This window comes from Emticicia sp., assembly GCF_049241225.1.
Lineage (GTDB): Bacteria > Bacteroidota > Bacteroidia > Cytophagales > Spirosomataceae > Emticicia.
Genome location: NZ_JBMLRC010000008.1, coordinates 15,744 through 38,513 on the forward strand (window position 1 = coordinate 15,744; position 22,770 = coordinate 38,513).

Below are 22,770 nucleotides of genomic sequence, written 5' to 3' on the forward strand. Positions count from 1 at the left end.
AAGTAATTGAATAATTCTTGACGAGATGCTTGTTTTGGCAAATCAGAACCTACTTTATCGTTTTCGGTTACGAGTGGTAAACTTCCGAAAAGGTCGATACCGTGCGAGTAAACCAATGCACGAATAAAACGAGCTTCGGCACGATAGTTTTTAATGTCTTGGGAATTCGCAATACCACGACTACTCAATTTGGCGTCAGTAGTTTCACGTAAAAATTCGTTGGCAACTGCTGCTTGAAATAAAATTCTTGAATAAAATGCTGATGTCCAAGCATTTGAAGCTGTCCAAGACATTTTGTGCAAATCAGGTAAACCTGGGTCGCCCCAACCTACGATTGCCTCATCGGTTGTAAATTCTTGCAAGTACCAATACACACGCATGTAACCTTGAAAACCACCGTCGAAGTTTTTCAAATCCACATCATCGTCTTTTGGTTTGATACCTGAAACCGCTAAACCTGCATATAATTTTGCCAAAATCTCTTTGTAATTATTGGCATCTTGATAAACCAATTCTGATACTTGCCCAACAAAAGGCTTGGTATCTAAGTCTTTGCACGACCCCATCACGAAAATCAGTGCTAAAACTGCTATTAATTTTTTAGATATATTTTTCATTTGAAATTTAGAATTAGAAGTTGATGTTTAAGCCTACCGAATAAGTGCGTGGTCTTGGATAGATTTGACGGTCGATACCATCAGTAATCTCTGGGTCTAAGCCTTTGTATTTCGTGATTACGAATACATTTTGCACCACAAACGATAATTGTGCTTGGATTTTCTTCGCTTTAAACAAATCGCTCAAATTATAGCCTACATTCAAGTTGTCCATGCGTAAGAATGAAGCGTTTTGTACGTAATAGTCTGAAAGAATCGTTTGGTCAGTGCGAGTTTTGAAATTTGTTTCTAAAACATTGGCCGAAACGTTATTGATGAAATTGCCCGCACCAGTAATGTTTTGGTAAGTAGCCATGCTTGAGTAAATATTATTCAAAGCATAGTTGCCGATATTTGAACGCATCACAAAACCTAAACTTGCCTTTTTGTATGACATCTGCGAGCTGAAACCTAAGAAATATCTAGGTACAGCCGACTGATAACGATAGCGGTCTAATTCAGTAACTTTTCCATCGCCGTTGAGGTCAGCAAAAAGCCCTTCGATTGGTTTTCCTGCTTCGTCATATACTTGTTTATACACAAAAAATGTATTTGGCTCATAACCAGTTGAATGCACTTGTGCGTAGTTTCCTACACCACCACTGATACCACCAACCAAAACACCTACGTAAGTTGGGTTGTCAACTTTGGTTAAAGCTGTGATTTTTCTTTCGTTGTAAGTGAAGTTTCCGCTAATATCCCAGTTGAAGTTCTTGTTCATGATGGGCGTATAGTTTATCACTACTTCAAGACCTTTGTTTTCGAGTGTTCCAACGTTGGTTGTTACTTTATTACTAAAGTTCGAGCCAGCCGCTACGTCGATTTCGTTAATCAAATCGGTAGTTTTCTTCTGGTAAACATCAATACTTCCCGAAATACGTGCTTTTTTCAAACCAAAATCTAAACCTAAGTTAGTAGAAGCCGTTTGTTCCCATTTGATATTTGGGTCGTAGGCATTTGGGCGAAGTACGTCGTAGTATCTATCACCAAACTGATACTTCAAACCTTGTCCTTTTGTGTAGGCATTCAAGTAAGGATAATCACCCGTTGATAAATCTTGTTGGCCTGTAAGTCCCCAACCGAAGCGGAGTTTTAAGTCGGAGAAAATCTCATCGTTTTTGAATTCTTTATTAAGTTTCCACGCCAAAGCCACTGATGGGAATGTTCCCCAACGATTTTCTGGAGCAAAACGAGACGAACCATCACGACGAACGGTTACGGTAGCTAAGTATTTATCATTCAAAGCATAATTCAAACGACCAAAAAACGATAATAGAGCGTAGTCAGTTTTGAAGTATGAATAAACTGGCACAACTCCACTGTTTCCGTAAGTTGTTCCGTTTTCGTTTTCTCTCACAAAACCTTGATTTTCAGCACCCGCCATGATATTGAACGACTGCCCTTTTAGGTCTTTAACGTAGTTTAAGTAAAACTGATTGGTGAAGTTATTACGTGTTTGGGTATAATAGCCAACCGAACCTTGATTTGTGAAAGAGGTAGCCGAAAGTAAATTCGATTCTGTTTGGTCGCCTTGCGTGTTTGAGCGGTCGAAACCAATATTCCAAACGGCACGAAGGTCAGGGAAGAAATGGAATTTATAATCAGCTTGGATATTTCCAATCATACGATTCAGCGTTCCGATATTACTTTTTAGATTCAATAATGCCAGTGGGTTTACTGGAGCTAAACCAGCCAAATCGCCGTTTTGTGCCAACCATTGGAAGTAACCACCGAATTTGTTTTCGGCATAAACATTTTGGGTTGGGTCAAAACCCATTGCACTTCCGATTGCTCCTTCATCAGCAAAATTGCTTTTAGTTGATGAATATTTGAAGTTAATATCAAATTTTAAGTTCGATTTCAAGAAAGTAGGCGTAAGACCAACCGAAGCCGAAGTTCTGTCCATCGACGAAGTTTTCAAAATACCGTTTTGTTTGGTATAACCTACCGATACACGATAAGGCATTAGGTTTAGATTACCCGTTACGCTCAAATTATTATCGCTGCTTAGTGCTGTACGGAAAATCTGGTCTTGCCAGTTGGTATTGGCATTGCCCATAAGTTTTTGCTGGGTAGCAGTTCCGTAAGTATTTACGGCTGTTCTGAACTCATCGGCCGTAAGTACATCAACGTTATTTACTCTTGAAGCCGACGAAAATAATGTACTAAACGCCACATTGAGCTTATCTTTTTTGCTACCTTTTTTGGTAGTGATGATAATGACACCATTGGCCGCACGTGAACCATAAATGGCTGCTGCTGAGGCATCTTTCAAGATATTGAACGATTCAATATCATTCGGATTAATAAAGCTCAAAGGGTTGGCAGCTCCCGAAACATTGCTATTATCGAGCGGGATTCCATCAATTACAATCAATGGGTCGTTGCTGGCACTTAATGATGAACCACCACGAATACGGATACGACTACCCGAACCCGGAGCTCCACCATTTGAGGTGATTTGCACACCCGCTAGTTTTCCTGCAACCAATTGCTCTGGTGTAGCGATATTTCCTTTTACGAAGTCATTGGAAGTGATTGTGGTAATCGAACCGGTCAAATCTTTCTTCTTTTGTGTACCGTAACCTACTACCACAACTTCTTGCAAGATTTTGTTGTCGTCAACTAATTTTACATCAATCGTTGAGCGATTACCAACCGCAATTTCTTGCGTAGCTTTACCAATAAAACTAAACACCAATGTTGCATTGGCTGGCACGGCCACTTGGTAGCTACCACTGGCATCGGTTTGTGTACCTGTTGTTGTTCCTTTGACCGCAACCGCTACTCCTGGTAATGGAGAACCATCAGTTAGGTCAGTAACTTTTCCGCTAACTGTTTTTTGTGCAAAAGTCACGCTCGTAAGCATTACCGCAAGTAATACCAAAACGATACCCTTGCTGTAAGCCGTGCGTTGGACGTTTGCCGCAGTCAAGACTTTCCAATTGTTAAAGTATTTGTTCATAGTTTTGAAAAGTAGTTTGTTTAAAATATTTAAAGTATTTAGTTAAAGTTTTTTGTTTGATTACCACGGAGGCACAGATTTTAAGATTTACACGAATGATTTGAGTAATTTTTCCGTGAAAATTTGTGTAATCTGTGTCTCTGTGGTAGAAATTACTTGTATAAATTCTGATTGAAAAAATTGAAAACTGGCAGAGCTTCATTTCCTCGTTCGGCATCAAAGAAAATAGCATTGTCCCAGTGTGAGCCTTTTCCCCAAGCTGTATTGCAATTGGTCGAAATCCAAGCTGGTTCCCAGTAGATAATGCCTTCTCCACCACCTTTTACGACAGCTTTTGTTAGGTCAATCATAAATTTTAATTGTCCATCGGGCGTGTAGTCATAACCCGAAATTTTTCCTTCGCCGTCTAATAAATTATTGGCAGAATCAAAGTTTTTTGGCGAATACGGATAACCCGTTTCAACAATCATTACTCGTTTATTGAAATCAGCTTTTATTCTTTTTACTTCATTTGTGAGGCCTAAAAGATTAAACTTCGACCATTTTGGGTAGTATGAAAGACCAATCCAGTCGTAGTTGATGATGCCGTTTTTCTTCGCATTTTCAAACCAATTATAAGCTTCATCGGGCTGGGCGATGTGTAGCATCGTTTGGATTTTTGTTCCTCTTGTAGCTGAAATTTTATTCACGGCCTCAATCCCTTTGTTCAGCAATGCCACATTTCGTTGCCAGTTGATAGTTTTGGCAGCATCTTTTGTGTATTGCATTACTTCGCTATTGATTTCATTGCCTACTTGTACAAATTCGGGCGTAAGATTGGCATCAGCCAATGTGTTTAATACTTTGTAAGTGTAGGCATAGACAGTATCTCCCAATATTTTGGTGTCTTTGATATTCTCCCAAGCTTTCGGGATGATTTGGTGTGCAGGATCAGCCCAAGTATCGGAATAGTGAAAATCGAGCAACACTTGCATGTTTTGTTCTTTGGCTCGGCGAATGCTTTTCTTTACGTCCTCAAAAGTTGAATACTTTGTCCAATCGGGCGAATGCCACAAACGAACTCTTACGATGTTTGCACCTTTCTCTTTGAAGAGTTTGTAGGGATCAACCTTTGTTCCATTATTTTTAAAAATTCCACCACAATCTTCCATTTCATTGACATAAGATAAATCGCCACCAAGAAGGAGAGGCTCTTTTTCAATATCTTTGATTTGACAACAAAAACTCGAAAACAAAAAAGCGGCACCTAGCAAATACGTTTGTTTCATTGAAGAGAAAAAAGAATAAAGTTTATGAAATACGGTAAATATAGTTAAAGTATTTCCTGCAAAAGTACAATTGATATAAGGGTGTGTCGCCCCACTTTATAAATATTATAAAAAGTGTAATAAATAATACAATAGTAGATGTAATGTATTGATAAGTAGATGTTTAGACTGGCGGATAGAGTGTCCACTTTATAAAGTGGAACTACAAAATGAGCAATTTAATCATTGATTTGTTCAAAAAAATCGCTTGGAGTTTGGTTGGTAATCTTTTTGAATGATCGGTTGAAGGCGGTTTTAGAATTGAAGCCCACTTCAAAAGCTAAACTCAAGAGTGTGTAATTTTTGTAGCGTGGATCTTCGATACGGCGTTTAAATTCTTCTATTCGGTAGGTGTTTATCAAATCAAAGAAGTTTTTATCAAAGCCATCATTTATTACTTTAGATAAAACATGCGGCTGAATCTTGAGTTTTGCAGCAAGATCATTGAGTGTCAGTTTTGGGTTTTCATAGGGCTTGTGTTTGTCCATATAAGTTTCTAACTGACTTTTCAAAGCTATGATATTTTCATCAATAATTTCGGTTTTATCGGGAGTGGGGGCGTCGTCATTGACGTTATTGATTGGTAGGGGATTTTGAAAAAATTCGACCTCTCGCTGTGGGAGTTTGAATATTTCTGGTTGATGAATGGCAAAATAACCCAAGAAATAAACAATAGTAGAGAATACCAACCAAATGGTATCGATGCTCCGCTCGGCAATTAGGCTATCATTGACGTATCCGAGATAAGAAAGGAAAGTCCAGAAACCAGTAAATAACCAAAGGACTAGACACAAGGCCTGGATCGAAAGTACAGTATTGAGATATTGAAGGTTTTGTTCGTAAGAATAATTATGGCTGTAATCTCGCTTGTAAGTTTGTATCATTTTTCGACAGATATTCCAATAAAAGAAATTACTACACAAGCCAATTGTACCCATCACCACAAAAACGATCTGTAAATCATTATCTTCATTGACCAATTTTAATCTAAATACGCTGAAATCCATCAGAAAATAAGGTAGATAAATAATCAGTTGGATAAGAGGCAGAATAAAATGAAGTTGCCACTTTTTAGGTAGTTTTTTGGTCTGAAACAGCAATTTATTCAGATAAAAATAAAAAAGTGGGGCGTAGAGAAACAATAATAAATTGGGTATTAGCAAAAGTTTAGGATAGGTCTGAGCAAATTCTTTATGATTCGACATTTCTCTCAGCATTACCATGAGCGAAGTAACAGCTATCAGTAAAACCAACCAACGGTTTGCCGCTCGGTTATAATCATGAATCGTGGGAATGGCAATAATGAGCAAAATGCCTTGAAAAGATGCAAAAAGCATCAATAAATCAAATAGAGAGAAAAAGCTAAATGCTCCCGAAAAGTCTTCCCAGCTTTCGATACTTACTTGAATAGTCTTTAAATCTGTGCTATTTGAGCGGTTAAATATTCTATTCGGGCGGGCTTTTCCACTTTCACGCCCTTCGACTGATTCCCACGAGCCACGAGTAAATTTATATTCTATGCGAGCTAAATCGCTGTAAATTATGGTGCGATACGTACCATCAGCTTGGCGTTTTAGTCGGTATTTTTCTTCTCCGGGGTTCCAATTGTTAAAATTTCCCGTAATATAAATATGAGCATCTTTGGGTGTGTTTTCTGGGATTTTCTCAATTACCATCACATACGAAGGCTTCGACTCCCAACTTTCAATTTTTACGTTTACTAATCTTGGATTGGCTTCGTTGACGGCATCATAGATTCGATTTTGGCGGCTTCGTCCGTCTTTGCCTCCTTCCACAAGCATCCAATTTCCTTGCGTAAATTTATATTCAAAGTAGGGGATGGTGTCGGGTAAAATAATAAAATAGCTGCCGTCGATATCTTTTTTGAGTGCATAGTTGGGGTCGCCAGGGCTCCAATTGTTAATCGAACTAGCCATGAATAGTTCACCATCAGGCACGAGAAAAGCCGGATACTCAGCAACCACAATTTTGATTTGAGCTTGCGTCTGATGATTCCCTAATAGAATTAGAAGAATGGTAATTATCGAGAAAAATTGCTTCATTAAGGTCAAAAAACTTAGGTTTTTGACAAGATTTTGTCGTTAGTTCATCAAAGTTAATCAATAAACTTTTATAAAAATGATGAAATTTAAGAAACCTCTTGGTAGATTTTGATGTGTTCGTCCGTAAATCTCTCCCACGAAAACTTCTCTGCTTGCAAAAGAGCTTTTTTACTCAACTCATTTCTGCAATTTTCGTTTTGATAAAACTCTAACATAGCCGCTGAAATGGCAGTTTCATCGGTTGGATCGACCAAAATTCCGGCATCGCCAACTACTTCTGGAATTGAACTTTGGGTAGAAGAAATCACGGGCGTTCCGCACTGCATGGCTTCGAGCGGAGGCAATCCAAAACCTTCGTAAAGCGAAGGATAAACAAACCCAATGGCCGAAGAATACAGAGCAGCCAGGTCTTCATCAGCCACAAAACCAGTTGTGATGATTCGTTCTTTTAGTGCAGGATTTGACTTTATTTCCTCAAAAATGCCATCAAATTGCCAGCCTTTTGTGCCGACAAGCACTAAGTTTAAATCATCAACACGTTCTTGTAGAATGAGTTTCAAGAAAGCTCTAATCGTGCGTTCGATATTTTTGCGAGGCTCTAAGGTAGAAACCGAAATAAGATGCTTATTTTCAGTCGAAATATTGTATTTTTTTAAGGTATTGGCTATCTTTTCTTGATTGTTTTCTTGATAAAAAACTTCTTTTGAGGCTGCTAAATGTATCACCGAAACTCTTTCGGGTGAAATCCCTGTTGCTTCACACAAATCATTTTTGGTCGCTTCTGAAACACAGATTGGCGTTGTATGCTCATCAATGCTTGCTAAAATCTTACGCATGATCATTTTGTTCCAGTCGCCGAAATATTGTGGAAACAAATGCGGAATCAAATCATGAATCGTGATGATTTTCTTGGGTTTGGAAAAACCTTTTAGTTCTCGCGGAATAGGCAAAAACGGCGAATGATAAATATCGTATGCCGACAAAGAGCTTGGATTGAACGAAAATTGTGGTTTTAGATATCCTCGAGTACGCACAAATGCCTCTCTGACAGCCTTTTGTGGTAAAGATTTAAACGGAAAAATAGAAATAATCGAACTCTCGAATCTTGCTCTAACTTTATCAGATTGTTTATTGACCAAGTTGAACTTCGATTCGGGAAAGTATTTTTTTAGATAACTTATCATTTCGGGCAAATTTTCGGTATTTGCCAATGAAAGTTCTATTTCGTTGCTACCATGTAAGCCCTTGAAAAGTTCTTCGGCTACTCTGAAAATTCCAGTACGAGATTGCTCATGGAAATAGCCCAAGCCCAAAACTGATGTATCTAAAATGACTTTATTCATTTAAAAAAATGCTTATTTTGTTCAAAATCAATGTTTTCACTGCATCAGTTTCAACATTTTCTTGATAAACCACCTCTACATTATCTCTCTCAAATGGCAATCCAACGCTCGGTTTGTGGCTATGAATGAGGTAAACAGGAAGATTGGCCAAAGGGAAAAACGGTAAACCTGCTCCCTTATAAACTGTGATAGTTTTACAAAAAACACAACATAAATGCTCTGGAAATGAGTCGAGTGTGCAAGCGAACAAAGCATTTTTGGCAAGTATCGCTATTTCATGAATACTTATCTTGGTCGAAGTATCAATAACATTGGCTTTATACTTATCGGCCACTTTATCTAAAATCTTACTTGGTACATCCGTCTGCCCGCAAATCAATACATTTAGTGTTTTTTGCTCTAAAACACGCTCAATTAAATTTGCCCAAAACTCAACAGGTAGCATTCTTCGTTCGCCTCCTGCTTCTGGTAAAATCATAAAAAAAGACTCATTTTTTAAGCCAATTTTCTCTTGAGTCTGCTCTAAACTTACTTTATTTGAAATAGGAAAATAAGGCTCGATGTCGGCAAAAGTCCCCTTTACACCTATCTCACGCAAAAGCATGAAATACATCTCAAAATGATGAAACTCACGAGCTGGAACATCAAATTCTTTGTCTAATAGTCCGCCCAAAGCACGTCTCGAAAAGCCATAGGCTTTTTTTACATTAATAAAAGGCAATACAAAATGAGCTACGGCATCGGTGTAGCGTATATCAACATAATAATCATAATTAGTCTGGCGAAGAATAGGCAATGCCTGACGAAAAGTATGATAAAATTCTTTAATCTTTGCCCAACGTGAAATCTTCCGTCGGTTTGTCTGAAAATGATTGATGTAAATGGTCTGATTGATATGCGGATTGCATAAATTAATAGGCTCGCACCATTGAGCAGTCAGTAAATCAATAGTGGCGTTTGGGTAAGTTTTCTTAATGAGTGGAAACATGTATGTCACCGTGAGTGCATCACCCAAATGCCCCAATGAAGCCACCAATATTCGAGGTGCTGCATGATTGATTGGAGCTAGTTTTCGTTTTTTATAGAAAAGATTTGCATAAATGTCCACAAAAAAATCCATGATTTTAAAAGGAATGGTTTCTCGTGGTGTTCCGCAGTATTTTCTCATAATTTTTTAGTCTACTGTCAATAGTCCACAAGACCACAGACAGGTATTTATGTGTAATTGATTGATGATGAGAGTCTTATTTTAATTGTCTATTGACTGTCGTCTGTGGACTATTCAAATTTATAACCAAATTTTTCAATCTCTTTTTTCCAAAATTCAGTTTCGTAAATATCCCAAGCGTGGCAGCCAAACGGTAAGCCACCATTGAGGCGAAATGCTTTTTCGGGCATGTGTTCAACGCCAAATTTTAGGGCCGTTCGCCATTGGGGAATCTTCAGCTGAGGCACGTATCGATTAAGTTCAATTCCCCAAAACATATCTTCATTGTAGGCTGGGTGAGTTTTTACTTTTTCGAGATATTCTTCAATTTTTGCTTGATTTCTCGGAATCATACTCAGTAATTTCTTGGTTTTTCTTAATGAAAACCCTCCATTACCAACGGCACGCTTGATAATTATTTCCTTCGGACCGTATTTACCGTAAAGTTCCTCTTTGAGGTCGAACCACAACGCGATTTTCTTCTTTACGTTCCAAATAAATTCTTTGATTTTTGAGTCAAAATCTATCTCTATTCGCCACGGAGCTCCAATATAATCGTAGCCTTGCTTGCACCAATAGGCCAGCTCATCTCGAAAAACAAAAGCATCTAACTGATAAATGAGCATATATTCATACTTCAAAAAACGACTATAAAACTCTTCCGAAAGCATGAGTTTATTGTATGAGAGCGTGCTTTTGAAATATGAATCATCAAAGTCCTCCAATTGTACTTGTGAATACCGCTGCTGTAAATGGCTGATATTCAGAGATTTTGGCTTGATCACAATAATTGGATAATGCCCCAATACACGTACACCTTGTGCAAGCGAAATCTCTTCGGTCTTGCTTAGTTTTTCTTGATAAATTGGAATAATTACGCAAACACTCATTCTTAGGAATTGAGAATTAAGAATTAAGAATTATTCACTTCTATTAATTCTTAATTCCTAATTTTTAATTAAATTATAGTACCACCATCAATGGCAAAAATGCCGCCAGTTGTATAGCCTGATGCTGCCGAAGCCAAATAAAGTGCCATCGGTGAAATTTCCTCGACGCTACCCATACGGGCAATTGGGAGGTTTTTGGTAAAATGAGCCAACGTTTTTTCGTTGTCCCAAAGTGCTTGACTAAATTTGGTTTTTATCAAACCTGGAGCAATCGCATTTACTCTGATACCATCTTCTCCCCATTCCTTTGCCAACACTTTTGTTAGCATATTCAATGAAGCCTTGCTGACACTATACATGCCCAAACCTGGGTCAGGCGTATGCCCTGCAATGCTACTGATATTGATTACGCTACCACCACCACGAGATTTCATGATTGGGTGAACCATCTTGGCCAATTCAAAAGGAGCTTTCACATTCACTTGCATGATTTTATCGAAAGCACTTTCCGAACATTCAAGCGATGGACCATAAACAGGGTTGGTGGCCGCATTATTGACCAAAATATCGATACCACCGTAGATTTCTACGCTTTTTTCAACCAAGTTTCGTAGCTGTGCCATATCACCAGTGTTGGCTGCAATGCCTACACATTCGCCACCTTCGGCTTTTATTTCGGCGGCCAGGTCGTCCAAATCGGCTTGTTTTCTGCTACTTATTACAACTTTTGCCCCGTAAGAAGCATATATTCGGGCAATGGCCTCGCCAATCCCTTTGCTCGCACCCGTAATTACGGCTACTTTATTTGTTAAATCGAATGTGTTTTTCATACTCCTAACCGCTGCGGCGGACCGTCCCTAGAGGGGGATTTATATTAAAATAATTTTGACTTACACCGTAACCTTTACTCCCCTTTAGGGGGCGGGGCTACTGCAATATCAGCCCACCATCCAAAATCATACTTTGCCCAGTCATGAACGATGACTCTTCGGCGGCTAAATATAAAATTGCACTTGCAATTTCTTCAGGTTTGCCAAATCGTTTCATTGGAGTTGCGTGTTGGAGTGCTTCCAAATACGCATCGTCGGTGTCTGCTCCTTCGAGCATCGGAGTTTGTGTAAATCCAGGGCAAACTGCATTGATTCTGATACCGTGCTTAGCATATTCAATACCCGCAGTTTTGGTCATTCCAATAACGGCGTGCTTACTTGCCGAATAGGCAATGTGGCCAACCATGCCAAGATGCCCAGCCACAGAAGCAATATTTACTATATTACCGCTGCGTTGAGCCATGAAATGCTGGAGAGCAACTTTCATGCAGTTCCAAAGGCCTTTCACGTTTACGTTGATTACTTTATCAAAATCTTCTTCGGGATATTTATCAGTGCGGATACGTGGCCCCAAAATTCCAGCCGAATTTACCAAAATATCAAAGCGACCGAGACGACTTATGGTTTGTTCGATCATGCGTTGCACATCATCGAGATCAGTTACGTTTACTCTGATAAACGTTGCTTCTCCGCCAGCTGCTTCTATTTCTTCGACTAGGTCATCGCCCATTTTTTCTGATAAATCGGCAATCATAACTTTTGCACCTTCTTTGGCAAATAGTATGGCCGCTGCTTTGCCAATACCGGAGTTTCCGCCGGTAATGATTACAACTTTGTCTTTAAATTTCATAGGTTGAATGTTAATGAATAATTGATAATGAATAATTAATAATGGAACGTCGCTCGATTGATAATTTTCCATCGCACGGGCGACCCCGTATCAATTATCAACGGGCGGCGTTCCGCTTCGCCATTATTTACCTACTTTTTCTCGCAGAAATAAACAATTTCTTCGCTCGGTAAAGAGTAACGCTTCACTTGTTCTTTCGACATTTTCATTACAAAATCGTCTTCTGTTACTGTAAAACCTGCTTTTTCAAGCTCACGGCCATAATCACGACCGAACAAACGGAGGTGGTCGTTTTGCCAGAAAACTCGTTCACGCTCTCGTGGGTCAGTGATGGTCGGGTCTTCAAAAGTATGGGCTTTTGTCCAATCTTGTGGTGATTGAATAATGGCCCAGCCATTTGGTTTCAAAACTCTGTAAAGTTCCGACATCGCTTTGTGATAATCGTCTACGTGTTCCATTACGTGATTACAAATCGCAACATCAAAAGTATTTGCTTCAAACGGAATATCATGAATATCCATTTTTACTTTTGCCAGCGGCGACTCAATATCAGCCGTAATATATTCCAAATTCTTCATTTCCTCGAAACGATCAATGAAACAATATTCGGGTGCTACGTGTAATACTTTTAGGTTTTGAGCCGTAAAGAAATTTGTGCGTTGTTTTAGATACAAAGCCATCAGACGGTGGCGTTCGAGTGCCAAACAATTAGGGCAAAGAGCATTCGGACGAGATACCAGGCGTCCATAGGGCATAAACTTCGTAAGTTTTGCATCACAAACTGGGCATTCGACATTGTTTCCTTTCAAGAAAAATGTATAGATTTTGAGCGGAATATGACTAAATAATTGGAGGTATTTTCGAGGTATAAATCGGAGTAAAAAACTAATAATTTTTCCCATGAGTAATAGAGTTCTGAGTTCTTATTTCTGAGTTTTGCGTTTTTCTTAACCAGCAAGTGTTCCTGTAAAACAAGTCAAGTGGTTTATTATCAGCTCATTATTAAGAAAGTCAATTGAGTAACTAATAACGGATAATTGATAATTGTTCTGTTTTTTTCTCAAAATTAGTTATTTTTGTTGTTAGATTTTACACCAGTACCAATAAAGATTCAAGAAGATGGAAGTAAAAAAGCAAAAACCACCCGGAAAAAAAATGTTGAAACGCATGAGCCTTTATACTAAATGGCTTTTAAGTGCTATCGGAGGTCTGATTTTAATTGGTTTTGGTTTAAGTATTTTTAGTGAGGCCGCCAATTTAAAGCATACAAATGCTCCGTTCTTACGTTGGTTTTTATTAGGGAGCTATAGTCTGATTATGATAAATAGTGGGCTTTGTGTTTTTGGGCAAGCTATCATCTTTAAAGTGAGAATGGAAAACAAAAAGCTCATAAAAAAAGCACTCAAACAAAGAGATAAAAACGCCAGAAGGAAACTTACGATTACTAAGATAGATAACGCCAAAGAAGAGTGACATTTATATACCGCCTTGGTTTCTGTCGGAAGAAAGGAGGGTAGGTAATGCGTCCACCAATCTTGCTGTTTATCTTAGTTCAACTTACTCATTTTTAAGATTCAACACGGCTAATTTTTACGATCGCCGTGTTTTTTTTTGTTTCAGGTTAACTATAATTTTATCGGTCAATTTTAGATGATGTTACGCAGAGCCATCGGGCTCGATTCATTGATTCTATCGGTCGTTCCGATGGAACTCCAAAAACTATTTACATCGTTTTGTTGACGATTGAAATCGACAGCTACAAAATGAAACAATTCTATAGATTTTCTAATAACTTGGCTAACATCAGTTTAATACTTTATAAAGTTTTTATATTATTTATTTAAGTACATTTACTTAAATAAACTAAAATGTAAGTTTGAATAAATAATTGACTATCAGTATTTTGTGAAAAATAGTTTTGTTTTTGTAATTTTGCAAAAACCTATATGATGAATTTTTAATTACTCAATTTTTTACTTACTGATGAAAGAAAATGATAATGACACGGAAATGTCATTCACAACTCAAAAAACAAGAAAAATTTTAATTCCAATCGACTTAGAAAAAAACTCAGAAAATCTGATCTTGTATTCGATAGTTGTAACCAAGCGTCTTTATTGTGAATATACCTTGCTTCATTGCCATCAAGAAAAAGTACTAGAGCCTAAGAGTGCAGAAAAGCTAGATTTACTTTTGAAAAAGGTGAGAAGTATTGATCACATCGAAGTTAAAAGTATTACCCAATACGTAGCGTCCACATCACTTATTTCTAACAAAATAGAGGAGTTGCATCGCTTAGAATGCTTTGATACAATTGTGATGGGGACCTCAAACGCCCAAAGTTCATGGAAAATGGGTAGTGTTTCTACTCAAGTCTTAAAAAATGTGCCTGTCAGTATACTAATTGTTCCACCCCAAATTCGCTTGGAATTTCCTCAGAATATTAGCATTTTGGCCGATACAGAACAAAAATCTGATTTGGAGAAATTAACTGCTTTTAATAGGTATATTTCTTATTTTAATGTGTTTCTGAATTTTGTTTTCTTCGTAGATTCATCTGAATGTATAGAAAAGAAGCAGAATATAATGAAGAAGTATCAAGGTTTTTTTGATGCAAATTTTACTTTCAATTTCATTTTACAGGCTACTCGAAATTTATCAAACTTCTTGTTGAAAATTGAAGATACTCTTTGCGAGGCAGCCGTAATTCCCTGGAATGAAAAATTTGTGGATGAAGAGATAATTGCTAATTCATTTCCGTGTAGTCCTAAGGTTTCTATTTTTTATTCTAAAAAAAGCGAACCAACTGAAAATGCTTTTAAATTCGAAATACCTTTTAGGTAAAAAACAAAAAAAAGAGATACTCGCCGAGTATCTCTTTTTTTTGTTCGATAACCGAACCACAAAAATTATTTTGTAAATTCTGCTTTCAATGCCTCGATATCAACACGCTTAACATCTAATTTCAAAGATAAACGTTTGATAGTTGCAATTCTATTTTTAGCTACTGCTTGGTTTCTTTTTGCTTTACGCTTCAACTGTGTTACTGCCATTGTATTATGTATTTTAGACCCTAAAACCCATTTACTAATGGAGAATCAGAGCATAGTAAAAAATTTTTGGAATATCTAAAGTCCCTTTTTGAGGGGCTTGGGGCAAAATTAGGGTGCAAAGCTACGAAAATCAATTAACATTTAATAATTAACAATGACTTTTTTAAGCTAATTTTGTGCTTCATAAAAATAAATGTCTAAAAAACGCCGTCTGTACCGTAGGTCTGACGGTATTTCTGAGAAAAATATTCTTAGAAAATACTAAAAAACAACATGAGTAAGCCAAGTTTAGCAAGAGGAACACGAGATTTTGGACCGTCGGTGATGGTCAAGCGAAATTATATTTTTGATACCATTAAGCGTACTTTTCAGAAATTCGGTTTTCAACCAATCGAAACCCCAACCATCGAAAACCTTTCGGTTTTAATGGGAAAATACGGCGATGAAGGCGACCAACTTTTATTCAAGATCTTAAATTCGGGTGATTTTTCAAAGGATTTGACCGAGAAAGATTTAGAAGAAGGTTTCAAGAAACTGACGCACAAAATCTCAGAAAAAGGTTTGCGTTATGACCTGACTGTTCCGTTTGCTCGTTTTGTGGTCATGAACCGCAACGACTTGGTGATGCCATTTAAACGTTATCAGATTCAGCCAGTTTGGCGTGCCGACCGCCCTCAAAAAGGCCGTTATCGTGAGTTTTATCAATGCGATGCCGACGTTGTAGGTACCGATTCGTTGATTTGTGAGGCCGAAATCGTGTTGATGTTGCAGGAAATTTTACAAAACTTGGGCATCAAAGACTTTACTATTAAAATCAATAACCGTAAAATTTTATCGGGTATTGCCGAAGTAATCGGTGTGAAAGGCAGTGAAGTACCGCTTACGGTTGCGATTGACAAATTGGATAAAATTGGGAAAGAAAAAGTAGAAGAAGAACTCCGTGAACGTGGTTTTTCAGAAGAGTCTATTGAGAAATTACAGCCGATTTTTGAAATACAAGGAGCTGATAGCCAAGTATTTGATAAATTAAAGGCTTGGTTGAAAGATTCTGAAACTGGTTTGAAAGGTATTGAAGAATTGGAAAAGGTTTGGTCTTTGGTGCAAAGTTTTGGTTTAGAAAATGCCAATACGCAACTTGATATTACGCTCGCTCGTGGACTAAGCTATTATACAGGAGCAATTTTTGAAGTAAAAGCCAACGGTGTACAAATTGGAAGTATTTCGGGCGGAGGTCGTTATGATAATCTAACAGGCACTTTCGGAATGCCTGGACTTTCGGGAGTTGGTATTTCATTGGGCGTTGACCGTATTTTTGATGTGATGGAAGAATTAGGTTTGTTCGTTGAAAATCAATCAGTTACGACTAAGGTTTTACTAACAAATTTTGATGCCGATGCTGAAAAATATTCTTTACCAATCCTAAAAAAATTGCGTGATGCTGGCATCAATGCTGAAATTTATCCAGAATCGGCAAAAATCAAAAAGCAATTTGATTACGCCAATCGCAAGAATATTCCTTATGTAATCGTTGTAGGTTCAGACGAAATGCAATCGGGCGAACTAACATTTAAAAATATGACCTTGGGCGAGCAAGAAAAACTGTCTATCGAACAAATAATTAGTCGATTGGTATAGTTTCTGGAAATAATTATATTTGATAAAAATATTGAATTATGGTAGCAATAACCGAAAAAGACCTTCCTAAGAGTGATTCGATGGACTGGCACGAAATTGAAAGCCAATTGGCTGAAATCGGTGTGCCATTTCTTCCTCTATCTTGGGAAGATGAATTTTTAATGGCCGAAAACCTCCAAAATTATTTTGCGGAAGTGATTGCGGGCTATTCGTTACTTGAACTTCAAGAAGAGGAGAATGTAAAAGTAGATGAAGCAAAGTTAATTGCTTGGGAAAATGCCAGTATAGAATTGATACGTGAACGAAGTAAATATTTTAAATATTCGCTAAAAGAAAGACAGTCATTATTGATTAGATTAATGAAAGAAGCTAAAGTAATTGAAAAGTTAAGGGGGTAATGGAATACAATATCGAATTATCAAGCGAATTTAGTGAAAGAGTTTTTGAAAAAATTAAGAAGAAATATCTTTTTGAAAAAGAACCGTCAATAAATCCCATAGGTATAATTTTAGGTGGACAACCTGGCTCTGGAAAATCTTTCTTGGTAAACGAAGTGAAAAAAGAGTTTCAAAAAGACTTTATTTTTATCAGTACCGATGACCTCCGACTTTATCATCCTGCTTATGCTGTCCTCCAACAAAATCCCGAAACACTTCAAAATGCCGCTAATCTCGTAAACCCGTACGCTTCTGCTTGGACAGAACGCTTAATAAAACACTGTATCGAAAACAAATTCAATCTTATTATTGATAGTACACTGGGTGGAAACATCAATGCAGTTTATCAAACTGTTGATATGCTGCGAGAAAACGATTTTTCTTTCCACCTAAGGCTCATGGCTGTGCCTGCACTCATCAGTAAATTGAGTATTTTCTTGCGTTACGAATCTCAATTAAAAGAAAAAGGTTTTGCCCGATGGACACGCATGGAAGACCACGATGATAGATTTGAGAAAATTCCGAGTGTTATCGAGCAAATATTTGCCACAAAACCACCCGACACAGCACGTTTCTATCAAAGAGTTTTATCAGAAAATTCAACAATCTCCTTAAAGTCTTCTCAAGTTTTTTTCTTAGATAACAATGCCTTTCCTACCTTTGCATTTCTAAAAGAATTCAACTCATTCCGAAATCAATTAGATGAAAATCATGTAGTGTTTATTTGTTATACCATAAGCACCGTGCATAATTTCATACAACTACGAAACGGAAGTCTGGCGGAACTTAAAGCAACCATCATTCAAGAATCCGATAAGCTTTCGGGTAAACTGAAAAAGAAAATTTTGAAAACTATTACAAATTTTTAATTACAAAATGTTAAAAAACAGAAAATTCATTGCCTACGCATTAGTAGTTGTCACTACCGTTGCGGCTACATTATCCTTTTATTTTTGGCAAGTCGCCAATAGTGCCAACCTGAATGTCGAGGGCAAAAAAGACTTCGTTTTGTATATCCCAACTGGAGGAACTTACAAAAACGTTGTTGATTCATTGCATAAACATAAAGTAATTCATGACGAAATTTCTTTCCAATTTCTCTCAAAATTCATGGATTACCCTGAAAAAGTAAAGGCTGGACGCTACATCATCAAACCAAATTCGGGCAACCGTGAAGTAATCGGAAAACTACGCCGAGGCGAGCAAGACGAAGTTCGTTTGACTTTCAATAACGTACGCTTAAAATCAGATTTGATTAAAAAAATGGGCGGACGTTTTGAGTTTAAAACCGAAGAATTGGTTGATTTGTTAAGTAATCCAGAGGCTTGCCAGAAATTTGGTTTCGATACAACTACCATTATGTGTATGTTTTTGCCGAATACTTATTTTATCAGATGGACAACCACGCCTGAGAAATTTATGGCAAGAATGCACGACGAATACAATAAATATTGGACTGACGAACGTCTTTCTCAAGCAAAATCTATCAATATGACACCGATTCAAGTGGCGGTTTTGGCGTCAATCGTGCAATCGGAAACGAATAAAGTTGACGAAATGCCACGTGTAGCGGGAGCATATATCAACCGTTTGGCTGCAAATATGCCTTTGCAAGCCGACCCTACTGTTAAATTTGCCGTTGGTGATTTTTCTTTACGTCGTATTCTCTACAAGCATTTAGCTGTAAATTCACCGTACAATACTTATAAAAATACAGGTTTGCCTCCTGGCCCAATTGCATTGCCAGAGCCAGTGGCTTTAAATGCTGTTTTGAACTACGAACGTCATAAATACGTGTATTTCTGTGCAAAAGAAGATTTTTCGGGCTATCATAATTTTGCCGAAACTTTCGAAGAACACACCAATAATGCTCGTATTTTCCAAGAAGCACTTGATAAAGCGAATATTAAATAATCTTTTGTATGCAATTTTTAACAAATAGTCTTTAAAAGAACACCGCTGATTCGAGTTTGTAACTCGAATCGACTATAAATTCAAGTTTGTAACTTGAAAAAAGCGAAGTAAACGTCAGATTACTTCGCTTTTTTGTATGTTTGTACCAAACAAACTATAAAACTACCCTATGAAAATTATTTTCAAAAATCTACTTCTAAGTTCTTTGTCATTTGCCACGTTTCAGCTCTTCGCACAGAAAAAAACGGCCGACCTCATTGTGCATAATGCGGTGGTTTACACCGTCGATAATCAATTTGCAAAAGCCGAAGCATTTGCTATCAAAGGCGGGAAATTTCTCGAAACTGGCACTTCAAAAAGTATTTTGGCCAAATACACTGCCAAACAAAAAATCGATGCCAAAGGTAAACCCGTTTTCCCTGGTTTGTATGACCCCCACAGTCACTTTTTGGGGCTTGGCCAAATGCTTAGTCAGTGCGATTTGGTTGATACAAAATCTTACAGCGAAATCATCGAACGCCTACAAAAATTTGAAGCCCAGCACAAAGGTGATAGATGGCTGATTGGCCGTGGCTGGGATCAAAACGATTGGGATGTAAAAGTATTCCCAACCAAAGAATTACTCGATAAAGCTTTTCCGAATAAACCTGTTTTCTTGACTCGTATTGATGGTCATGCGGCAGTAGTCAATTCAAAAGCGATTGAATTGGCAAAAATTTCGCCTGCAAGTAAGGTAAATGGGGGTGATGTGGAAGTAATTGATGGCCAATTGACTGGGATTTTGGTCGATAATGCCATGGGCTTGGTGCGTAGGGTTATTCCGCAGGCTACCGAAGAAGATAAACGAAAAATGCTTTTGGCCGCTCAGAAAGAGTGTTTTAAATTTGGACTTACAACAGTTTCAGATGCGGGTCTTAATCAAGACGATATTGATTTGATTGATAAAATGAACAAAGAAGGTTCGTTGAAAATCCGTAATTATGTAATGGTTTCGCTCGGAATCAGAAACCTTGATTATTTTATCAAAAAAGGAGTTTACAAAACCGACCGCCTCAATGTGCGTTCGTTTAAATTATATGCCGATGGTGCTTTGGGCTCACGAGGAGCTTGTTTGCTCAAACCATACAGCGATGAGCCTTCAAAAACTGGCTTTTTGTTGTTGAGTGCGGCTGAATTAGAACGCAGCCTTACACAAATCTACAATTCGGGTTTTCAGGCAAATACTCACTGTATTGGCGATTCGGCCAATCGTTTGATTTTGGATATTTATGGTAAATTATTGAAAACCAAAAACGACCGCCGTTGGAGAATCGAACACGCACAAGTGGTTGATAAACAGGATGTTCCGAAGTTTGGTAAATACTCAATTATTCCTTCGATTCAGGCGACGCACGCTACATCTGACATGTATTGGGCTGACGAACGTTTGGGCGATGTACGTGTCAAAACTGCTTATGCTTTTCAAGATTTATTGAAACAAAATGGTTTTTTGGCCAACGGTAGCGATTTTCCCGTTGAATTTGTAAATCCTTTATACGGTTTTCATTCGGCTGTGGCTCGTCAAGATGCTAAGAATTTCCCCGAAGGAGGTTTTCAGATGGAAAATGCACTTACGCGTGAACAAGCCCTAAGAGCCATGACAATTTGGAGTGCGTACGCCAATTTTGAAGAAAAAGAAAGAGGTAGCATAGAAGCAGGGAAAATGGCAGATTTTGTGATTTTAGAAGATGATTTGATGCTCGCTCCGAAAGAAAAATTGAGAAATGTAAAGGTTCTGAATACATTTGTTGGTGGAGAGAAGGTTCATTAAGCCTTTTTGAAATACCCGTGGCACGAATTTTTAGTCAATATTATTAACGTATTGAGATACATTTAGGCCACGGGTATTGAAGCATAAGGTATTTTACTACGTCACACAACCGATATTTTGTAAAATGCTAAATGCTGTATGCAATGAAACCGTTAATAAATCCTCGCAAAATCTTAATTATTACCTCTTACGTATTACTGTTTTTCAGTCTTATAGTAAGTTCAATAGGGATTTGGGGTTTAAAACCTTTATTATCAAGCCGAATCAAAGAAGCAATTCTTACCTCAACAAATGGTCTCTATCAAATAGATTTTAAAGATATTCAGTATAGCCCCATTACGGGCAATGCCGAAATAAGAGTTGTGACTTGGAAGGCCGATTCGATGTTATTTGATAAGTTGAGAAATGAAAAAAAACTCCCCGACAATGTTTTTAAGTGTGAAATCGAGAAAATAAAATTGACAGGTTTAAAGCCATGGACTATCATTTTTTCAAAAAAACTAAGTATTAGTACAATCTCCGTCGAAAATCCATTCATTGAGATTCTTCACGAAAAACACGCATATAATAATTCCAATAAAGCCAAAACGCCTTATCAGGCAATTTCAAGATTTGTTGAATCTTTTTCGGTTGATAAAATAAATCTCGAAAATATTAGTTTGACTTACACCAATTTATCAAAATCGCAACGCACTAAAAGTAGTAGAATTGCAAGGTTAGATTTAGAAGTTTCCAATTTATTAATTGACTCTCTTTCGCACAAGGATACCGCACGATTTTATTACTCTAAGCAATGCATTGTTAGGTTAGAGAAATTCGAGTTTCCTTCGGCCGATTCATTGAATACATTTAGACTAAATACTCTGGAGTTTTCGAGCGAGAATCGCACCCTTACGGTGCAAAAGTTAACCTTACAACCACATTACAAACCTTTTGAATATGGAAATCGTACGAATGGTAATGATAGAATCGCAGTTGTTTGCGAAGCCATCAAAGTCTCGAATATAGATTTAGAAAAACTACTCGATGAAAAGAAAATTTACGCCAAAGAATTAAGCATAGATAAAGGAAGATTAAATGTTTTTTCAGATGAGCGTCCATTTATACGTCCTGCCAAAATCAACTATCGACTTTACCCGCATCAGGCTTTTGCTCAGCTTAATTTAAAGTTTAATATTCAAAAAATAAGTCTCCAACAAATTAATATCACGTTTTCGCAGTACAACCCCGAAACACGCTTGACTGGATATTTATATTTCAATAATATCAAGGGTAAACTTCTCAATGTCACAAACGATACATTGCCTTTGCAACAAAATCCAACCTGCGAAGCATATTTGTCAACGAGGTTTATGAAGAAAAATCTCGTAAATTTGGTTTTCAACTTCAACCTAAAAGACCCCAAAGGAGCGTTTGGTTGTAGAGGACAAGTAGCGGCAATGCCCTTATCTGACCTTAATCAAGTGACTAATGCTTTGGCAAAAGCAAAAGTTGATTCTGGTATTCTTGATAGTTTTTCGTTTAATTTACAGGGCGATAAATATGGTTTACGTGGCCCAGTCACGTTTTTGTATCATGACCTAAAGGTAAGTTTGATGAAAGAGCAAGAAAAGACCAAAGTCATGAAAATAAAGAAACTTTTGTCGTTTGTTGCCAATAAAAGCGTTTTGAAGAGAAGTAATCCATTACGAAATAAACCTGTAAAAACAGTAGTTGTCAATTTTCAACGCAACCCTCAAAAAGGATTCTTTTCTACGTTTTGGAATGCTCTACTTGAGGGAATTAAAGGAACTGTCATGTGATTTTTAAA

General features: G+C 37.5%; 18 protein-coding genes and 1 pseudogene. 8 read left to right on the forward strand and 11 right to left on the reverse strand.

Annotated features, from left to right (window positions below; genetic code table 11):
• The 10 genes and pseudogenes from ACOVO2_RS00410 to ACOVO2_RS00455 form a co-directional block, all read right to left on the reverse strand.
• A pseudogene (locus ACOVO2_RS00410) lies at positions 1–617 on the reverse strand (RagB/SusD family nutrient uptake outer membrane protein); the annotation flags it as partial.
• 13 nt (positions 618–630) lie between these two features.
• Positions 631–3,621 carry a SusC/RagA family TonB-linked outer membrane protein gene (locus ACOVO2_RS00415; protein WP_421768077.1) on the reverse strand — a complete coding sequence of 997 codons (2,991 nt, stop codon included), beginning with the start codon at positions 3,619–3,621 and terminating at the stop codon, positions 631–633.
• 152 nt (positions 3,622–3,773) lie between these two features.
• Positions 3,774–4,889, reverse strand: coding sequence for a glycoside hydrolase family 53 protein (locus ACOVO2_RS00420; protein ID WP_421768078.1), 1,116 nt, complete (start codon positions 4,887–4,889; stop codon positions 3,774–3,776).
• A gap of 218 nt (positions 4,890–5,107) precedes the next feature.
• Positions 5,108–6,991 (reverse strand): helix-turn-helix domain-containing protein, encoded by a 1,884-nt coding sequence (locus ACOVO2_RS00425; RefSeq protein WP_421768079.1) that lies wholly within the window; start codon positions 6,989–6,991, stop codon positions 5,108–5,110.
• Positions 6,992–7,077: 86 nt separating this feature from the next.
• Positions 7,078–8,334 carry a glycosyltransferase family 4 protein gene (locus tag ACOVO2_RS00430; protein ID WP_421768080.1) on the reverse strand — a complete coding sequence of 419 codons (1,257 nt, stop codon included), beginning with the start codon at positions 8,332–8,334 and terminating at the stop codon, positions 7,078–7,080.
• The gene (locus ACOVO2_RS00435) at positions 8,327–9,502 is read right to left on the reverse strand and encodes a glycosyltransferase family 9 protein (protein WP_421768081.1); all 1,176 of its coding nucleotides are present in this window, start codon (positions 9,500–9,502) and stop codon (positions 8,327–8,329) included. The genes ACOVO2_RS00430 and ACOVO2_RS00435 overlap by 8 nt, the downstream gene beginning before the upstream one ends.
• A gap of 110 nt (positions 9,503–9,612) precedes the next feature.
• Positions 9,613–10,431, reverse strand: a complete 819-nt coding sequence (locus ACOVO2_RS00440; RefSeq protein ID WP_421768082.1) for a DUF5672 family protein — start codon at positions 10,429–10,431, stop codon at positions 9,613–9,615.
• Positions 10,432–10,499: 68 nt separating this feature from the next.
• A complete protein-coding gene (locus ACOVO2_RS00445; protein ID WP_421768083.1) occupies positions 10,500–11,261 on the reverse strand; it encodes an SDR family NAD(P)-dependent oxidoreductase in 762 nt (253 codons plus the stop codon).
• 97 nt (positions 11,262–11,358) lie between these two features.
• Positions 11,359–12,111 carry an SDR family NAD(P)-dependent oxidoreductase gene (locus ACOVO2_RS00450; RefSeq protein ID WP_421768084.1) on the reverse strand — a complete coding sequence of 251 codons (753 nt, stop codon included), beginning with the start codon at positions 12,109–12,111 and terminating at the stop codon, positions 11,359–11,361.
• A gap of 131 nt (positions 12,112–12,242) precedes the next feature.
• Positions 12,243–13,013 carry a class I SAM-dependent methyltransferase gene (locus ACOVO2_RS00455; RefSeq protein WP_421768085.1) on the reverse strand — a complete coding sequence of 257 codons (771 nt, stop codon included), beginning with the start codon at positions 13,011–13,013 and terminating at the stop codon, positions 12,243–12,245.
• Between the two features lie 265 nt (positions 13,014–13,278).
• On the opposite strand from ACOVO2_RS00455, the gene ACOVO2_RS00460 reads away from it, so the two are divergent.
• Together ACOVO2_RS00460 and ACOVO2_RS00465 are read left to right on the forward strand one after the other, a co-directional pair.
• Positions 13,279–13,584 (forward strand): hypothetical protein, encoded by a 306-nt coding sequence (locus tag ACOVO2_RS00460; RefSeq protein WP_421768086.1) that lies wholly within the window; start codon positions 13,279–13,281, stop codon positions 13,582–13,584.
• 510 nt (positions 13,585–14,094) lie between these two features.
• Positions 14,095–14,955: a universal stress protein gene (locus ACOVO2_RS00465; protein ID WP_421768087.1), complete on the forward strand. Its 861-nt coding sequence runs from the start codon at positions 14,095–14,097 to the stop codon at positions 14,953–14,955.
• Between the two features lie 65 nt (positions 14,956–15,020).
• On the opposite strand, the gene ACOVO2_RS00470 is transcribed toward ACOVO2_RS00465, so the two are convergent.
• Complete coding sequence (locus ACOVO2_RS00470) at positions 15,021–15,164, reverse strand: hypothetical protein (protein WP_305952949.1); 144 nt, start codon at positions 15,162–15,164, stop codon at positions 15,021–15,023.
• Between the two features lie 273 nt (positions 15,165–15,437).
• Between ACOVO2_RS00470 and hisS the strand changes: the two genes are divergently transcribed.
• The 6 genes from hisS to ACOVO2_RS00500 all read left to right on the forward strand — a co-directional run bounded on the left by hisS (position 15,438) and on the right by ACOVO2_RS00500 (position 22,762).
• Positions 15,438–16,799, forward strand: coding sequence for a histidine--tRNA ligase (gene hisS, locus ACOVO2_RS00475; protein WP_421768088.1), 1,362 nt, complete (start codon positions 15,438–15,440; stop codon positions 16,797–16,799).
• A 38-nt stretch (positions 16,800–16,837) separates the two neighbouring features.
• A complete protein-coding gene (locus tag ACOVO2_RS00480; RefSeq protein ID WP_421768089.1) occupies positions 16,838–17,197 on the forward strand; it encodes a hypothetical protein in 360 nt (119 codons plus the stop codon).
• Complete coding sequence (locus ACOVO2_RS00485) at positions 17,197–18,105, forward strand: zeta toxin family protein (RefSeq protein ID WP_421768090.1); 909 nt, start codon at positions 17,197–17,199, stop codon at positions 18,103–18,105. Before ACOVO2_RS00480 ends, ACOVO2_RS00485 begins: the two co-directional genes overlap by 1 nt.
• Positions 18,106–18,112: 7 nt before the next feature.
• A complete protein-coding gene (mltG, locus tag ACOVO2_RS00490) occupies positions 18,113–19,150 on the forward strand; it encodes an endolytic transglycosylase MltG (RefSeq protein WP_421768091.1) in 1,038 nt (345 codons plus the stop codon).
• A gap of 169 nt (positions 19,151–19,319) precedes the next feature.
• The gene (locus ACOVO2_RS00495; RefSeq protein WP_421768092.1) at positions 19,320–20,960 is read left to right on the forward strand and encodes an amidohydrolase; all 1,641 of its coding nucleotides are present in this window, start codon (positions 19,320–19,322) and stop codon (positions 20,958–20,960) included.
• Positions 20,961–21,103: 143 nt separating this feature from the next.
• A complete protein-coding gene (locus tag ACOVO2_RS00500) occupies positions 21,104–22,762 on the forward strand; it encodes a hypothetical protein (RefSeq protein WP_421768093.1) in 1,659 nt (552 codons plus the stop codon).
• Positions 22,763–22,770 lie beyond the last annotated feature (8 nt).

Excerpts from the sequence above, each read along its gene's own strand:
- ACOVO2_RS00415 (WP_421768077.1), bottom strand. The coding sequence starts at position 3,621 with ATGAACAAATACTTTAACAATTGGAAAGTCTTGACTGCGGCAAACGTC.
- ACOVO2_RS00420 (WP_421768078.1), bottom strand. The coding sequence starts at position 4,889 with ATGAAACAAACGTATTTGCTAGGTGCCGCTTTTTTGTTTTCGAGTTTT.
- ACOVO2_RS00425 (WP_421768079.1), bottom strand. The coding sequence starts at position 6,991 with ATGAAGCAATTTTTCTCGATAATTACCATTCTTCTAATTCTATTAGGG.
- ACOVO2_RS00430 (WP_421768080.1), bottom strand. The coding sequence starts at position 8,334 with ATGAATAAAGTCATTTTAGATACATCAGTTTTGGGCTTGGGCTATTTC.
- ACOVO2_RS00435 (WP_421768081.1), bottom strand. The coding sequence starts at position 9,502 with ATGAGAAAATACTGCGGAACACCACGAGAAACCATTCCTTTTAAAATC.
- ACOVO2_RS00440 (WP_421768082.1), bottom strand. The coding sequence starts at position 10,431 with ATGAGTGTTTGCGTAATTATTCCAATTTATCAAGAAAAACTAAGCAAG.
- ACOVO2_RS00445 (WP_421768083.1), bottom strand. The coding sequence starts at position 11,261 with ATGAAAAACACATTCGATTTAACAAATAAAGTAGCCGTAATTACGGGT.
- ACOVO2_RS00450 (WP_421768084.1), bottom strand. The coding sequence starts at position 12,111 with ATGAAATTTAAAGACAAAGTTGTAATCATTACCGGCGGAAACTCCGGT.
- ACOVO2_RS00455 (WP_421768085.1), bottom strand. The coding sequence starts at position 13,013 with ATGGGAAAAATTATTAGTTTTTTACTCCGATTTATACCTCGAAAATAC.
- ACOVO2_RS00460 (WP_421768086.1), top strand. The coding sequence starts at position 13,279 with ATGAGCCTTTATACTAAATGGCTTTTAAGTGCTATCGGAGGTCTGATT.
- ACOVO2_RS00465 (WP_421768087.1), top strand. The coding sequence starts at position 14,095 with ATGAAAGAAAATGATAATGACACGGAAATGTCATTCACAACTCAAAAA.
- ACOVO2_RS00470 (WP_305952949.1), bottom strand. The coding sequence starts at position 15,164 with ATGGCAGTAACACAGTTGAAGCGTAAAGCAAAAAGAAACCAAGCAGTA.
- hisS (WP_421768088.1), top strand. The coding sequence starts at position 15,438 with ATGAGTAAGCCAAGTTTAGCAAGAGGAACACGAGATTTTGGACCGTCG.
- ACOVO2_RS00480 (WP_421768089.1), top strand. The coding sequence starts at position 16,838 with ATGGTAGCAATAACCGAAAAAGACCTTCCTAAGAGTGATTCGATGGAC.
- ACOVO2_RS00485 (WP_421768090.1), top strand. The coding sequence starts at position 17,197 with ATGGAATACAATATCGAATTATCAAGCGAATTTAGTGAAAGAGTTTTT.
- mltG (WP_421768091.1), top strand. The coding sequence starts at position 18,113 with ATGTTAAAAAACAGAAAATTCATTGCCTACGCATTAGTAGTTGTCACT.
- ACOVO2_RS00495 (WP_421768092.1), top strand. The coding sequence starts at position 19,320 with ATGAAAATTATTTTCAAAAATCTACTTCTAAGTTCTTTGTCATTTGCC.
- ACOVO2_RS00500 (WP_421768093.1), top strand. The coding sequence starts at position 21,104 with ATGAAACCGTTAATAAATCCTCGCAAAATCTTAATTATTACCTCTTAC.